Annotated in this window: 20 protein-coding genes; all 20 read left to right on the forward strand. The window is 32.5% G+C overall.

The annotated features are described in order from the left end of the window. Nucleotides 1-148 precede the first annotated feature (148 nt). The 20 genes from ACU8DI_RS14745 (at nt 149) to ACU8DI_RS14840 (ending at nt 15,538) form a co-directional block, all read left to right on the forward strand. Complete coding sequence (locus tag ACU8DI_RS14745) at nt 149-1,084, forward strand: hypothetical protein (RefSeq protein WP_447113560.1); 936 nt, start codon at nt 149-151, stop codon at nt 1,082-1,084. Nucleotides 1,085-1,227: 143 nt separating this feature from the next. Then, complete coding sequence (locus tag ACU8DI_RS14750; protein ID WP_447113561.1) at nt 1,228-1,809, forward strand: hypothetical protein; 582 nt, start codon at nt 1,228-1,230, stop codon at nt 1,807-1,809. Nucleotides 1,810-2,031: 222 nt separating this feature from the next. Then, nucleotides 2,032-2,553 (forward strand): hypothetical protein, encoded by a 522-nt coding sequence (locus ACU8DI_RS14755; protein WP_447113562.1) that lies wholly within the window; start codon nt 2,032-2,034, stop codon nt 2,551-2,553. Nucleotides 2,554-2,700: 147 nt separating this feature from the next. Then, nucleotides 2,701-3,240 carry a hypothetical protein gene (locus ACU8DI_RS14760; protein ID WP_447113563.1) on the forward strand — a complete coding sequence of 180 codons (540 nt, stop codon included), beginning with the start codon at nt 2,701-2,703 and terminating at the stop codon, nt 3,238-3,240. A 216-nt stretch (nt 3,241-3,456) separates the two neighbouring features. After that, the gene (locus ACU8DI_RS14765; RefSeq protein ID WP_447113564.1) at nt 3,457-3,984 is read left to right on the forward strand and encodes a hypothetical protein; all 528 of its coding nucleotides are present in this window, start codon (nt 3,457-3,459) and stop codon (nt 3,982-3,984) included. A 227-nt stretch (nt 3,985-4,211) separates the two neighbouring features. Continuing rightward, nucleotides 4,212-4,970: a hypothetical protein gene (locus ACU8DI_RS14770; protein WP_447113565.1), complete on the forward strand. Its 759-nt coding sequence runs from the start codon at nt 4,212-4,214 to the stop codon at nt 4,968-4,970. 216 nt (nt 4,971-5,186) lie between these two features. Further along, nucleotides 5,187-5,831, forward strand: a complete 645-nt coding sequence (locus ACU8DI_RS14775; RefSeq protein ID WP_447113566.1) for a DUF1801 domain-containing protein — start codon at nt 5,187-5,189, stop codon at nt 5,829-5,831. Between the two features lie 223 nt (nt 5,832-6,054). Continuing rightward, a complete protein-coding gene (locus ACU8DI_RS14780; protein ID WP_447113567.1) occupies nt 6,055-6,498 on the forward strand; it encodes a GNAT family N-acetyltransferase in 444 nt (147 codons plus the stop codon). Nucleotides 6,499-6,721: 223 nt separating this feature from the next. Then, nucleotides 6,722-7,186, forward strand: a complete 465-nt coding sequence (locus ACU8DI_RS14785) for a hypothetical protein (protein ID WP_447113568.1) — start codon at nt 6,722-6,724, stop codon at nt 7,184-7,186. Between the two features lie 206 nt (nt 7,187-7,392). Continuing rightward, the gene (locus tag ACU8DI_RS14790; RefSeq protein WP_447113569.1) at nt 7,393-7,848 is read left to right on the forward strand and encodes a hypothetical protein; all 456 of its coding nucleotides are present in this window, start codon (nt 7,393-7,395) and stop codon (nt 7,846-7,848) included. A gap of 224 nt (nt 7,849-8,072) precedes the next feature. Further along, entirely contained in the window at nt 8,073-8,732 is a 660-nt protein-coding gene (locus tag ACU8DI_RS14795) for a hypothetical protein (RefSeq protein ID WP_447113570.1), read from the forward strand. Between the two features lie 151 nt (nt 8,733-8,883). Further along, entirely contained in the window at nt 8,884-9,426 is a 543-nt protein-coding gene (locus ACU8DI_RS14800) for a hypothetical protein (protein WP_447113571.1), read from the forward strand. Between the two features lie 662 nt (nt 9,427-10,088). Beyond that, nucleotides 10,089-10,481, forward strand: a complete 393-nt coding sequence (locus tag ACU8DI_RS14805) for a hypothetical protein (protein ID WP_447113572.1) — start codon at nt 10,089-10,091, stop codon at nt 10,479-10,481. 259 nt (nt 10,482-10,740) lie between these two features. Continuing rightward, a complete protein-coding gene (locus ACU8DI_RS14810) occupies nt 10,741-11,142 on the forward strand; it encodes a c-type cytochrome (protein ID WP_447113573.1) in 402 nt (133 codons plus the stop codon). Nucleotides 11,143-11,359: 217 nt separating this feature from the next. Next, complete coding sequence (locus ACU8DI_RS14815; protein ID WP_447113574.1) at nt 11,360-11,899, forward strand: hypothetical protein; 540 nt, start codon at nt 11,360-11,362, stop codon at nt 11,897-11,899. Nucleotides 11,900-12,130: 231 nt separating this feature from the next. Next, a complete protein-coding gene (locus ACU8DI_RS14820; RefSeq protein ID WP_447113575.1) occupies nt 12,131-12,667 on the forward strand; it encodes a hypothetical protein in 537 nt (178 codons plus the stop codon). A 210-nt stretch (nt 12,668-12,877) separates the two neighbouring features. After that, nucleotides 12,878-13,462 (forward strand): hypothetical protein, encoded by a 585-nt coding sequence (locus tag ACU8DI_RS14825; RefSeq protein WP_447113576.1) that lies wholly within the window; start codon nt 12,878-12,880, stop codon nt 13,460-13,462. A 143-nt stretch (nt 13,463-13,605) separates the two neighbouring features. Beyond that, nucleotides 13,606-14,037 (forward strand): hypothetical protein, encoded by a 432-nt coding sequence (locus ACU8DI_RS14830; protein WP_447113577.1) that lies wholly within the window; start codon nt 13,606-13,608, stop codon nt 14,035-14,037. A 230-nt stretch (nt 14,038-14,267) separates the two neighbouring features. After that, a complete protein-coding gene (locus ACU8DI_RS14835; RefSeq protein ID WP_447113578.1) occupies nt 14,268-14,711 on the forward strand; it encodes a hypothetical protein in 444 nt (147 codons plus the stop codon). Between the two features lie 236 nt (nt 14,712-14,947). Then, nucleotides 14,948-15,538, forward strand: a complete 591-nt coding sequence (locus ACU8DI_RS14840) for a hypothetical protein (protein ID WP_447113579.1) — start codon at nt 14,948-14,950, stop codon at nt 15,536-15,538. Nucleotides 15,539-15,824 lie beyond the last annotated feature (286 nt).

Genomic DNA, 15,824 nt, shown 5'->3' on the forward strand with positions numbered 1-15,824 from the left:
CTCGGAAAGATTTGCTGGTTCAGCCTCGCGCTTCTTTTCCCGCGGAATTTTCGCCGTAAACGGCTCATCCAAGCGCAAAGCGCTTCGGCTGAAATTCCGCAACAAATCATACACAATTACGTTGTGCGTCAGCTAAGAAAAATCAAACATGAAATTAAAAATCGGAATTTTACTTTTATTCATAACTTTCAATTGCTTTGCTCATAAAGACAAGGTTATCGGAGAAACTTATGGTAACGTAAGAGTCTACATGAGAACAGGTTTTGATTATTTAGATATTGATAAAATTAAAATTATTGGTAAATTATCTGAAAAGCTTTCTAGTCGATTAAAATTTAAAGACACAATTTTTATTGAATACGTTCAAGATTATACTGATAAGTATACAGATGACTTATATATGTTAGAGTATAACAATTCTAATTACAAGATTGTCGATGGAATAAAATCTGAATACAAAAACAACTCAAATAATAATGGACTTTCTGTTAGAATTTATGCTGATAGAATTAACATAGTTGATGTACTTAAACTTGTAGAATTTACAATTACTAATAAAGAAAAAACAAATTATTTTTTATCAAAAAAACCAATAGGATATAATGTGGAAGAAGATCAAGAATTACTTGATCCTTTAATTTCAACAGCAACAGATGACAATTTGTTAAAAAAAGTTATTGCATCGGATTCCGAAATAATAAATCAGTTAATTTCAGAAAAAATATTAGTAAAAGGCCAAGAGCAATATGGAATGGAAGTTTATTGGAAGAATAATAAATTTATATTTGAATATAAACACCTTCATAAAAACAAACAAGAATTTGTCTTTGAGGTAAGCGATTATTTATATCACATTTTTGTCAATATTAATGATGTACTTGTTTTCATAGATGAAAAGCATTTTTACTATTTGGATGTATCAAAAAAAGATAAAATAGAGAAAACTAAATTAGATATGGGAACTTATTATCCAATAAAGGTTATGAGTTTCGGAGACAAGTTACTATTTCAAAGTCCTTGGAATTATAAAAACATCAATATTTTCCTAATAGATAAAAGGAAAGTCATCTCCAAATTTGAATAGCCGAACGCACAACAACGTGTATAATCCATGCTTTACTCTAGCTTCAGTTTTAATTCTTATATTTAAACTTTAGAATCGTAACGACGGAAAATAACGATCAATTCCAATCGCACGATATCATACACAATTACGTTGTGAGCAATATGAGAAAAACACTATTGATACTAATTTTACTTCTGATTTTATCTTGTGATAAGTCGGAAAACAAAACGATTGACTTTGGAGCGTTTGAAATAACAGTTCCGAAAAGTTGGTCGGAATATGAAATAAAAGGAATTGACAGCTATGTTAGTGGATTTATAACAGACAAAAACGACACGCTGATTTTTCATTTAGGTTGGTACTCACCTGATTTGACTAAAAACACAGAGTTATTGGTATTTGAGCAATCTGAATATGCAGAATTTAGCGACAAGCAAAAAAAGCAATTAGAAAATGTAAAGCACTTAGTTATTATGGACTTCCTAACCGCTGAATATGACGCAAAAGATTACTTTAAGTACGAATACGAATTGGACAGTATCGACTGCTTTGTAGCTAAATTTATAAAGCCAAAAAATAAAGGATTTGGAGCAAGCGGAATTTACATTGACAGCTTAAAAGGCAGTGGGCCGAATTCTAACAAAACCCGTTTGAGTTTTTATGGAAATAATCTATCTGACTCAACACAAACTGAATTTTTTAAAGCATTAAAAAGTATAAAACTGACTGAATATTGTGAATAAAATACTGCTCACAACAACGTGTATAATTCATTGCGGTAGGTTGGTTAAGACAAGGAAAAATTCTCACATAATTTACTATCTTTAAAACTCGGAAAGAATTGCTAACTCAGCCTTGCACTTTCTCTCCCGCGGAATTTTCACCGTAAACGGCTCATCCGAGCGCAAAGCGCTTCGGCTGAAATTCCGCAACAAATCATACACAATTACGTTGTAAGCAATTTGATGAAACCTATTTGGAACAAAATATATAAAGCGATTGGAATTGTAAATCTGATTATTGGATTAATCTTTTTTTACGTGATTTTTGACTTGACTCAAAAACAATTCGCACATATTGAAAACTTGACTGAACAACACGGATTTCCGAAAGTTGACACTTCATTTTTTGAATTATTTGTAAGTAATCGGATTTTACTCTTATTCGGAATTTTATCAATAGCATCTGGAATTCTAATATTATTAAGAAAAAAACTTGGTTGGATTTTAGGTTACAGCTTTTTAATAATTGCCACTCTGATTTTGATTCAGATTACGATTTTCGGAATTAGAGATGTGACAACTACGACAATTGGACCTGAATACTGGATTCAAATTTATGGCGGAATTGGACTGTTATTTAGTCTGACTTTATTAATTCTTCTATCGATTAAACCAATTAGAATCTTAAATAAAATAAATCGGAATTCTTGGCTTTGGTGTTTTGGAATTGTTTTACTGATATTTCTGATACCAAGAATAATATGAATAAAAAAACTGCTTACAACAACGTGTATAGCTCATTGCGGCTGAATTCCTAATCGGAATTCATTGCAATTTGCTATCTTTCGGTTACGGCGGAAAATCATAGCTGATTTCCCGCAACGAGCCATACACAAAACCGTTGTAAAACATTTGAGAAAGAGAAACTACATAAAACCAATTGCTTTACTTTTTGTAGTAGCAAGTTTATCGTATCTATTTTATAAATGTTATCGGAATTATCAAATAGATAAAATAATTCAGGAATCAAATACTAACATTATTTATTTTAACTACGACTCAAAATTTAAAAAATTTACGGATTCTGAATCAGAATGGAACTTCAATGAATCATTGTTGGATTCAATTAGCAGAATTAAAGATTCAATTACAATACAGTTTTTAAACATAACTGAACAAAGAATTATTTTTTCTGCACTCGATAAAGATACTCTGACAATAAAAATAGACAAGGAATTGAATTCAACTTATTCCTCTTCTCTTGATAAAGGAATTTATGACAAGAAGTTTAATGATTATTTATTTAAATCATTAAAATCTTTTCTTTCTGAACATCAAATTAAACAAATTGAAATATACACTTTGACACCAACAGAGTATAATAATGTTCCTCCCATTCCAGGGACTTTAGCAAACTTTGATTATGAAAAAGAATTTAGAGATAATTATTAAAAACGTTTCACAACACCGTGTATAATTAATTGCTCAGTTGGTTAAGACAGGGAAAAATTCTCACATAATTCACTATATTTAAAACTCGGAAAGAATTGCTGGTTCAACCTTGCGCTTCTTTTCCAGCGGAATTTTCGCCGTGAACGGCTCATCCGAGCGCAAAGCGCTTAGGCTGAAATTCCGCAACAAATCATACACAATTACGTTAGCTGTAATTTGAGAAAAGCAATCTTCATATCGATTTTAATTATTACCAAATTAAGTTTTGGTCAAGAAACGTTCAGTGAAAAAATACTGATTGATAAGTCTAACAAAATTATCGCAGAATATAACGTTCGAATTAAATCCGAACAAAAAAAGGATACAACCTATGGTCCGAATTATTTGGAAATGACTCGCTACTTTGACAAAAATGGAAAACTTCTAAAAAGAGTCAATCTAAATCCACGTAGCTCACTTGGTTTGACTGGTCCTCGAACAGAAATTTATGATTCAGCCGGCAATCTGATTTTGGAAAAAAACGAAGACCATAAAGGTGTGATTTGGAATTTATCGCTGAATAAATATGATACAAACGGAAATCTGACAAAACGAACTAAATTCGATTGGGAACATATTTACACCGAAATTTTTGAATATAATTCTGATTACGTACTCATACGAACAACAATGTATGATTGCAATGGACGGAAAAGAAAATCCAAAAGAAAAACAAAACGGAAAGAGCCTTATAAAATGAAATAAAAACTACAGCTAACAACGTGTATAATTAATTGCTCAGTTGGCTAAGACAAGGAAAAATTCTCACATAATTTACTATCTTTAAAACTCGGAAAGAATTGCTGGCTCAACCTCGCGCTTCTTCTCCAGCGGAATTTTCGCCGTGAACGGCTCATCCGAGCGTAAAGCGCTTCGGCTGAAATTCCGCAACAAATCATACACAATTACGTTGTGTAACATTTGAACAAACAATGAGAATTCTAACAGTCTACATATTTCTGATTTTTTCTTTTCAGTCATTTTCACAGAATAAGGCTGAAATAGAAGCTGATTATGAAATGCAAGGTTATTTTAAAAACTATGAAAACTTTAGCATTGATTCTTTAAAAAATCAAGGATTTCAATTCATTAAAGAAGATGACAGAGGATTTGGCGAATTACTTTTTGAAAGGAAACGTGATAATGGAATATCTGAAAAAATATATAGAGTGTTAATTAATTACGTTAGCGACAGATATACAAAATACAAAGAATATAAAGTTCATTCTTTTTCAAAAAATGACTCGATAATTGGATTAATCAACTATGACAAATACCGAGAGAAAACTAATTATTATTTTGACTTTGAAAAGCTTAAAAATTATTTGGAATATCACAATGAATTTTACAAATCAGAATTGACTACTTCGGATTTTGTTAATCAAGTTTTAGCTGACCACGTTTACGGATATTATTGTGGATTTGCACCTGTTTCTTATGATGTGCCTAGATATAATGATTTAATATTTGACGATAAAAGAAATATTTCTGAATTTCGGAATTGGCTAAAATCATTTAACCCAGAATTACAAACGTACGGAATTGATGCCATAGAATATTTAGAAAAAAACAAAGGATTAAAACTAACTGAATTAGACAAAAAATTAATTTCGAATATTAAAAAGCGGAATTCCATTTTGAACACTTGTAGCGGATGTTTAGGCATCTATGAAAAAGCAAATGGAAATTAAAAAAACGTTACACAACACCGTGTATAATTAATTGCGGTAAGTTGGCTAAGTAGACGATTTTTTCCTACAAATTACTATCTTAGTCTCAACGGAATAATTTGAGCCCAACAGCTTGCGTTTTTCCTACGGAACATCAGCCGCGAACGCAAGCTGTAAATCCGCAACAAATCATACACAATTACGTTGTGCAACATTTAAGAGCAACCTCAAAAACCAATGAACGAAGAAATAAATAAATATCTAAACGGACTTGAAAAATGGAAGTTGGAATTGAAAAAACTTCGTGAAATTATTCTTGATTGCGGATTAAAGGAAGAATTTAAATGGATGCATCCTTGCTATACTGACAATGGAAAAAATATAGTTTTAATTCACGAGTTTAAAGATTACTGTGCTATTTTATTTCATAAAGGAGCATTACTCAAAGACCCTGAAAATATTTTAGTACAACAAACTGAAAACGTACAATCAGCAAGACAAATACGATTTACTGATTTGCCCGAAATTGAAGAACTCGAACCGACAATAAAAAAATACATTCGAGAAGCTATCGGAATTGAAAAATCAGGAAAGAAAGTTGAAAAGAAAAAAATTTCTGATTTTAACGTACCAATAGAGCTGGAACAAATATTTTCCGAAAATGCCGATTTTGAAAAAGCGTTTAATAATTTGACTGCTGGTCGTCAGCGTGGCTATCTTTTACATTTTGACAAACCAAAGCAATCCAAAACAAAAATATCTCGAATCAAGAAAAATATGGAAAGAATTAAAGATGGATATGGTTTAAATGATTGTACTTGCGGATTATCGAAACGAAAACCTAATTGCGATGGTTCACATAAACAATTAGAAACTGAATAAAAAACGTTGCACAACAACGTGTATAATTAATTACTCTTGTTGGCTAAGAAGACGATTTATTCCTACAAATGACTATCTTAGTCTCAACGGAAAAATTTGAGCTCAACAGCTTGCGTCTTTCCCGCGGAACATCAGCCGCACACGCAAGCTGTAAAACCGCAACAAATCATACACAATAACGTTGGGCTCAATTAATGAGAGAAGCAATAATCAATTTAATGAAATGAGTGATATCGAAATTTTGAATCGAGAATTGACCTCTGAGGAAACTGAACAAGTTAACTCTGGTTTTGACAATCTTTCATTAGAAGAAGGAATAGAATTAGAGAGTACAAAACGGATAACCTTTGTTGCGTTAAAAGGAAAAAATCTTATTGGCTGTTCGTCAGGTTTGGCTCATAAAAATGGAGGAAAATATTCCGGTTGGTTCTACCTAACTGATTTGTTTATTGAAAAAGAGTTTCGAAACAAAGGTATCGGATCTGACCTATTAAACGAATTAGAAGATAAGACTAAAGAGGTTGGAATTCAAAACATATGGCTCTGGACTTCTGGACTCTCTACATTGAGGTTTTACAAAAGACATGGTTACTCTCAATTCGTAGAAATGGAAAAATGGTATTCTGATGGTAGTAGTAGAATTGGATTAAGAAAAACATTAACTTAGCCCAACACCGTGTATAATTAATTGCTAAGTTGGTTAATACAAGGGAAAATTCTCACATAATTCACTATCTTTAAAACTCGGAAAGAACTGCTGGCTCAGCCTTGCGCTTCTTTTCCCGCGGAATTTTCGCCGTAAACGGCTCATCCGAGCGCAAAGCGCATCGGCTGAAATTCCGCAACAAATCATACACAATTACGTTGTGTGTAATAAAAAAAACGAACATTTGAACTCAACAACTTTCGAAAAAAGAGTTAAACAATATGAATCAATTTTAAATAAACATATTGGAAATAAAACGACTTGGATTGAAAATGATTGGTTTTTAATTGAACCTCTGAATGAAAATGATTCTGAAATTTCAATAAGGTTTTTGTTTGATGAAATAAGAGTTGGAATTGGAATGGTGACTGAATCTTATTCTGATAAATATACTGGATTGGAATTTGAAAAAGGTTTTGAGAAATTCTTAAAACTCATTTCTACAAAAATAAAAAGGGAAGATTTTTACAAAGGGAAATATCCTTATAAATCGCATTATGCTTTTGAAAATAACAGAGTTTATGAATTGTTCGGAACAGCAATGACTTGGGAAATATTATTTTGGAAAAAGCTGATAAAAAAAACCAATATTCAAAACCCAATAATTGAATCTGAGCTGATAATGGAAAAGTTGATTGGAATAAAATAACTACACACAACAACGTGTATAATTAATTGCTACTATTGGCTAAGTAGACGATTTATTCCTACAAATTACTATCTTAGTCTCAACGGAAAAATTTGAGCGCAACAACTTGCGTCTTTCCCGCGGAACATCAGCCGCACACGCAAGCTGTAAAACCGCAACAAATCATACACAATTACGTTGGCTACAATATAAAAACTGAACGCAAATTGACTTTTGGAATTGCACAATATACGAACTTGACTCAAGAACAGAATAATTGGATTAATGACTTATCCATCGAATTAAAATCGTTCTTTGAAAATCGGAATTATGGAAAAGACCTAAATGAACTTTATTTCGGACTGATAACTGTAAAACCTGAATTTGATCAATTTTTTAAAAAGAAAAGACCAAGATATCGTCCAGGAGAAAGAATTTCAAAAGTAGACGGAATTGAGATTAAGTCAAAAAATTGTGCCGAAATTGATTGCAATATTGAATTTAGCCAAGTTTCTGATTTAAAAAAAGAGGAACTAATTGAAAAAGTATGTAAAGAAATTTTGACCGAATCCAATTGCCTTACTCGTTTGTCGAAATTGAAAAATTTTGACTTTCAATCTTACAAATCCGATTTGGAAAAATTTTTAATTGACAAAAATTATATAAAAGAAAAAATACTGTAGCCAACACCGTGTATAATTAATTGCGGTAGGTGTTTATGACGAGGAAAAATTCTCACATAATTTACTATCTTTAAAACTCGGAAAGAATTGCTTGTTCAACCTTGCGCTTCTTTTCCCGCGGAATTTTCGCCGTAAACGGCTCATCCAAGCGCAAAGCGCTTCGGCTGAAATTCCGCAACAAATCATACACAATTACGTTGTGCGTCATACGGAATCTTACTCACATGAAAACCAAAATTGCGACTCTTTTATTATTGTTTCTTATATCAATCTCTTTCAAGACAATTGAGAACGAAACTAGTTTTTCTGATAAAATAAAAATTGAATGGACTGAAAATGTATTGGGAGACTTCTCATTTAAAGAAAAATGGAGCTATCAAGAAGGCGTTTTCAGAAACAAACACGGACAACTAAGCTGCGACGGAATTTGTCCCGAAGAAACACACCGAATGAAAGACGAATTCGGAAAAATATATGAAGATTCGCTTCAAGCTTTTTATAAAGTAATAGATACAACACATATATTTCATTCTTTACAATCTGAAAATAAAATGTATGAATATTCAGGAACAAAATTTATTGAATTCATAAAACTAAAGAACGGAATTATTAGAGGACAATCTTTAAAAAATACTTCAACACATAGTAGTTTAATTCTTGAATTGAAAAATGATTCATGTCATGCATCAGTCCATTTTAATAGTATAAGAGATTTAGGAGAACATTATTTCCCTTTAAAAAGTGGGAATATTAGGATAGATCAAAAGTTATTCCAGGATGGAATAATAAAAGCTGAATTTGATTTTAAGTTTAAAAATACCTTGGAACCTAACAAGGAACTCTTTTGGAAAGGAAGGATTTACAAGAAAATAGTGACTGAATAAAAAGTACGAACGCACAACAACGTGTATAATGCATTGCTATATCTCTAAGTATTCGGAATAATCTATCACTTCTCTCCTATTCTAGTTTTATTTACTAATTTAGTTCTCAATCAACGCAACGACATCATACACAAATACGTTGTGTGTAATTATGAAAAACAAACAGTTGAAATATAAAATCACACTTTTGATTTGGATTTTCCTTTGCAGTTTTCAATTGACAGCGCAAACGGAAAATCGTGAAATTCCATCTGAATTACTAACTGGAGAAAATATTAAACCCTTCGTTGACAGTTTAAAACAGAAAATCCTTGCCGATACAATAAAATTTGACCGAAAGGACTTAAAACACGTAAACGGAAGAACTGAAAATCGCAATTCCTATTCAAAGCTAATAACTGTGAATATAAAATATAGCTACCGACTTGACATTGTAAACGGAACTTTGGTAAAGGAATTTGTGAACGAAATTCTAAAAAGTGAGAATATCGAATCGATAAATTATATCAAAAAAGAAAACGCACCAACTTTGGGCGGATTTATGGCAAAAGACGGTTGGATTTTGATAACCTTGAAACCAAAAGTCAAATTGGACTTTACTGTTGGTGGACTAAAATATCGGAAAGGAAAGAAACGGAAAGGTGGAGATAATTTCCTTCAACGAAAAGACGGAGAAATAATGATTAGAACATAAATATAACTACACACAACAACGGCTATAATTCATTGCGGCTGAATTCCTTATCAGAATTCAACGCTTATTTGCTATCTTTCGGCTACGGCGGAAAGAATCCTGCGGATTTTTCCGCAACGAAATCATAGCCAAAACCGTTAGCAACAATAGTGCATTACCGAAAATAAAGCTGATCAGGAAACTTTCTGAATAGACCTCAGAAATTCGGATTCTTCTAAAACTATTACTCTGAAAATGATATTCATTTCTTAAACTGGGTTGCAACCTAAATGCGAATTGATTCGCTGTGTGTTTGGAAAAGTAGCGGATTCTTGGGCTTGTCAGCCAAATTGGTTTCTGTGCATTCTGATTCGGTTGCAATGCGGAATATTCCGCAGCTTTGTGGTTTGCCTGTGACCTCTTCTGCCCTACAGTAGCTAACAACGTGTATAATCCATGCTCTAATCTAGCTTCAGTTTTAATTCTTATATTTAAACTTTAGAATCGTAACGACAGANATCTAGCTTCAGTTTTAATTCTTATATTTAAACTTTAGAATCGTAACGACAGAAAATAACGATCATTTCCTATCGCACGATATCATACACAATTACGTTGTGCGTCAGCTTAAAAAAACTGACATTTAAAAGTTAAAGGATGTTGAACTTCAAAATTGTTAACATATGAAAAAATATATTTTATTTTTAATCATTGGATTAACACCAGCTATTTCATTCTCTCAATCTGAATTGGAAAAGAACAACAATTCTGAAATTAATCAATTAGTATTTACATATAGACTTTTCCCAACAGATAATATGTGGACTTTTATTAAACTGAATACACGAAACGGAAAAATGTGGCAAGTACAATATTCAATGGATGACAACAGATTTGAGTCATCTTTAAGCCTTATTAATTTGGTAGAAAAAAATGAGGAAATTGATAATAGATTTACACTATACAAAACACAAAACACTTGGACTTTTATTCTTCTTGACCAAATTGATGGAAGAACCTGGCAAGTCCAATGGTCAATGGATTATGAAAATAGAGGAATAATTCCAATTGACTGACATAAATGGAATTGAAAAGCCGAACGCACAACACCGTGTATAATTAATTGCAGTAAGTGTTTAAGACGAGGAAAAATTCTCACGTAATTTACTATTTTTAAATCTCGGAAAGAATTGCTTGTTCAACCTCGCGCTTCTTTTCCCGCGGAATTTTCGCCGTAAACGGCTCATCCGAGCGCAAAGCGCTTCGGCTGAAATTCCGCAACAAATCATACACAATTACGTTGCCCACAATATGAAAAAAACTCTCTTGATTTTAATGATTGGAATTTTAAACTGGAATTGTAACTCTGACAAAAAAGGTTATGAACAGAGTTTTGCTATGATTAATCAAAAATCGGAACAGGATAAGTCATTTCAAAAAGGAAAAAAACTATTCAAAGAAAATTGTGTTGCTTGTCATTATATTGGAATGGATAAAATAACGACTGCACCAGCATTAGGAGGAATAACGGAGCGACGTGAAAAAGAGTGGCTTTACAATTACACGAGAAACTCAATTGAAATGTATAAAAATGGTGATAGCATTGCGATTGAATTACGAAATCAAGGTTGGGCACTGATGTCTTCATTTCCGAATTTGACCGACAAAAACCTGGATGAAATATTTTATTTTGTGGAAAAACAATACGAATTGACTAAAAATAAAAGGAATGAATAAATACTGTGGGCAACACCGTGTATAATTAATTGCTCAGTTGGTTAAGACGAGAAAAAAATTCTCACATAATTCACTATATTTAAAAATCGGAAAGAATTGCTGGCTCAGCCTCGCGCTTCTTTTCCAGCGGAATTTTCGCCGTGAACGGCTCATCCGAGCGCAAAGCGCTTCGGCTGAAATTCCGCAACAAATCATACACAATTACGTTGTAAAACATTTGAGAAAGAGAAACTACATAAAACCAATTGCTTTACTTTTTGTAGTAGCAAGTTTATCGTATCTATTTTATAAATGTTATCGGAATTATCAAATAGATAAAATAATTCAGGAATCAAATACTAACATTATTTATTCTAACTACGACTCAAAATTTAAAAAATTTACGGATTCTGAATCTAAATGGAACTTCAATGAATCATTGTTGGATTCAATTAGCAGAATTAAAGATTCAATTACAATACAGTTTTTAAACATAACTGAACAAAGAATTATTTTTTCTGCACTCGATAAAGATACTCTGACAATAAAAATAGACAAGGAATTGAATTCAACTTATTCCTCTTCTCTTGATAAAGGAATTTATGACAAGAAGTTTAATGATTATTTATTTAAATCATTAAAATCTTTTCTTTCTGAACATCAAATTAAACAAATTGAAATATACACTTTGACACCAACAGAGTATAATAATGTTCCTCCCATTCCAGGGACTTTAGCAAACTTTGATTATGAAAAAGAATTCAGAGATAATTATTAAAAACGTTTCACAACAACGTGTATAATTCATTGCGGTAGGTGTTTAAGACTAGGAAAAATTCTCACATAATTCACTATATTTAAAACTCGGAAAGAATTGCTCGCTCAGCCTTGCACTTCTTTTCCCGCAGAATTTTCGCCGTAAACGGCTCATCCAAGCGCAAAGCGCTTCGGCTGAAATTCCGCAACTAATCATACACAATTACGTTGGGCACAAGCTGAAAAAAATCGAATGGCAAAAAAAATTGGACTTTTAATATTACTCATTATTATCTCGATAATTCTCGCTTCGATTTACGGAATTTTTCACAACCAAATTTCTTACTCAATCTCAACTGAATATTTTACGAAATTCAAATTTGAACAATTCGGATTTGTGGAATACGGACTTGACACACCAAGAATGACAGCAGGATTAATCGGAATTTGGGCAACTTGGTGGTTCGGACTTTTAATAGGATTGATACACGGAATTGTTGGACTGTTTCAACCGACTTCAAAAATAATGTGGAAAAGTTCTTTCGGAGCAACAATTCGGACTTTACTCATTGCAATCGGATTTGGAATTCTGGGCATTTTGGTTGGTAAATTCATAATTTCAAACTTAAATACTCATTGGAATCTTCCAGCGGATTTAACCGACCGAGAAAGCTTTTTGACTGCTGGAACAATGCATAATTTCAGCTATTTTGGCGGAATAGTCGGATTAATTTACGGAATAATTTATCAATTCAAACTGAAAAAAGCCAATGCCCAACAACGTGTATAATTAATTGCGGTAAGTGTTTAAGGCAAGGAAATATTCTCACATAATTCACTATCTTTAAAACTCGGAAAGAATTGCTGGCTCAGCCTTGCGCTTCTTTTCCAGCGGAATTTTCGCCGTAAACGGCTCATCCAAGCGCAAAGCGCTTCGGCTGAAATTCCGCAACAAATCATACACAATTACGTTGTGAGCAAGCTGAAAAAACCATAGTAATTGAATTCAAACTTTGAAATTTTAAAAGGACTTCCACCATACGGAAAAATGTATGTGCCAATTCCAGAAGGAAATTGGTCAGAAGGATTGCCTGTGGAATTTACTAAAGATGACGGAACAAAATGGGTTGCGAATATTGAATATGGAAAAGAAGGTTTTGACTTCATTTCGCAATTAAAACATCCGACCGAAATTCTTGTGATTTCAAATGGACAATGCTTTATCATTGACAGAAACAAAGAAAAAAGCATAGTTGAATTTGGATTTGACTTTAGAGAAGTAATCGAATTTGAGAATAAGTTTTGTCTAATTGGAAATCGGAATATTGCAATAGTCGAGAATTCAAATAATTATAAATTTCACGAATATGTTTGTCGGGATTTTATAGACAACGTAAAAATTGATAACGGAAAATTGAGCGGAATTTTTAATGAATATAACGCTTGGGACAAGTATGATAAAACGGAATTCTTTATTGACCTTGACTCATTTGAATTGACAAGAGCGAAGAAAATTTTTAAACCAAAAAAAGTAACTGAAATAAAAACAACGGAATCGAAAAAATGGTGGCAGATATGGAAATAAAGCCAGCTCACAACAATGGCTATAAGTAATTGCTTGTTCTCGCCTACTTCTGAAAATCCTCGCGGATTTTCAGTTTGGTGTGTACTTGCAAAGTTAAGTGCTAACCCACACAACTACTCATAGCCGAGACCGTTGTGCATAATATGAAAAAACTCATTCTTGTCATTTTAGGAATTGCAATTATTTCGTGTAATCCATTCGACGAAAAGAGAGTTTTGGATTATAAAGCGAAACTAACCGATTTGACTTCAAAAATTGACGATTATGACAACGGAATTTTTGACAGAGACTCAATGGATGAATTTATCATTGAAGAAATTCGTGACTTGGATATTGATTTAATTATAAAAAACATTGGACAGAAAAATCCAAGTTACTCTGGATTTGTCGAGGAGAACGATAGTCTAATAATTTTTGTGAATAGGTCTGGAAGTATATTTAAAACGGAAAAGCGAATAATTTATGATTTCAATAAAAGCCCTCGGAATTTTGGAAATGATACAATTATTGGAGCTTCATATAGAATCAAACAATTGGACGAAAGATGGTATTACTCGGAAATTGGATTTGATTAAAAAAATACTATGCACAACACCGTGTATAATTAATTGCGGTAAGTTGGCTAAGTAGACGATTTTTTCTTACAAATTACTATCTTAGTCTCAACGGAATAATTTGAGCCCAACAGCTTGCGTCTTTCCCGCGGAAAATCAGCCGCACACGCAAGCTGTAAAACCGCAACAAATCATACACAATTACGTTGTGCGCTATTTAAGAAAATCGTTACGCTGAATTGAAAATAGAAATGAAATTAACAAACGAACAGTTCACAGAAGCTGGATTTATATTTGAAAAAGCGAACGGAAATTCTCACTCGGATTTTGAAAAACAAATAATTGCGGAATCGGAATTGACCAAATTCAAACCGACTGAATTGGAAAAAATTATTGTTGATGGACTGAATTCTGGACTTTATGAAAACGAGGATGAACGAGTTAGTGGATATTGGAGTTTGTCAAAAATTGGTAATCGGAATTTGATTGCGGAATATAAAAAATGGTTGCGGACTGAATTGGATAATGAAAATGGAATTGCAGTTTTTCAAATATTAGTCGGACTTGACCGACTTGATGAACCTGCATTTAATGAAAACCGAACTGGACGTGGAGAAGACGAAACGGAATTGAATTTACAGGACGCAAAAGAATATCTGAATAAAAATAAAAACAGCGCACAACAACGTGTATAGCTCATTGCGGTCTGTTGGCTAAGCAGAAGATTATTTCCTACAAATTACTATCTTAGTCTCAACGGAAAAATTTGAGCTCAACAGCTTGCGTCTTTCCCGCGGAACATCAGCCGCATACGCAAGCTGCTAAACCGCAACAAACCATACACAATTACGTTGTATGCAATTAAACGAAACTGCTAATGAGTGAATATTCCAGTAAAATCAAACTTAAAATTCTAAAATATTCGCTTCGATTGGAGAAAATCGCAAGTTATTCTTTGGCATTTATTTTTGACATTGAAAATCCTGAAAACTCTAAATCGTTAGGAAACAAAAACACATCTCTATCTTTTAATCAAAAACTGAATTTACTCTTCGATAGTGGTTCTATTGAGAAAGAAGAAAAAGAAAGAATGGAGATTTTTATGGAAGTGAGAAATCAATTTATGCATAATTTAAATGTTGATTCTTTTTCCGATGTTTTTAAGCTACTCGATGGCAGAACAAAAAGACTTAAGAAATTATACCCAAGTTATTTTTCAGACGATATAGAATTAGAAAAATCGTTGGATACAGTTACCGAAAAACTTTATTTAGAAGGAATGAAAACACTTCGGTCATTTAAAGGAGCAAGAAGTACAAAATTAGATAGTATTGCTAATGCAACTATTTATAAAAAATATTATAACACAACACCTAAAGCTATTGACAAAGCATTAAGAATGCTAATTAAAGATATCAATGGTGACACTTTTGAATGGTCTGATAAGACGACTCTGATTGAAAATATTGAAATTTTAAAAAAACAAATACTGACTTATCAATTATTCGATGAAGAAGAATAACTGCATACAACAACGTGTATAATTAATTGCTATAGTTGGTTAAGACGAGGAAAATCTTCTACAAATTGCTATATTAGTCTTAATGGAAAAATTTGAGCTCAACAGCTTGCGTCTTTCCCGCGGAACATCAGCCGCACACGCAAGCTGTAAAACCGCAACAAATCATACACAATTACGTTGGCAGTAATATGAACAATAACAAATCTACCGAATGAAATCATTCAGCAAGGCCTTTCTAATTCTGATGCTATTGTACAGTTGTAAAAACAACGACAATAATTATTTA

This window comes from Psychroserpens sp. BH13MA-6 (genome assembly GCF_052983595.1).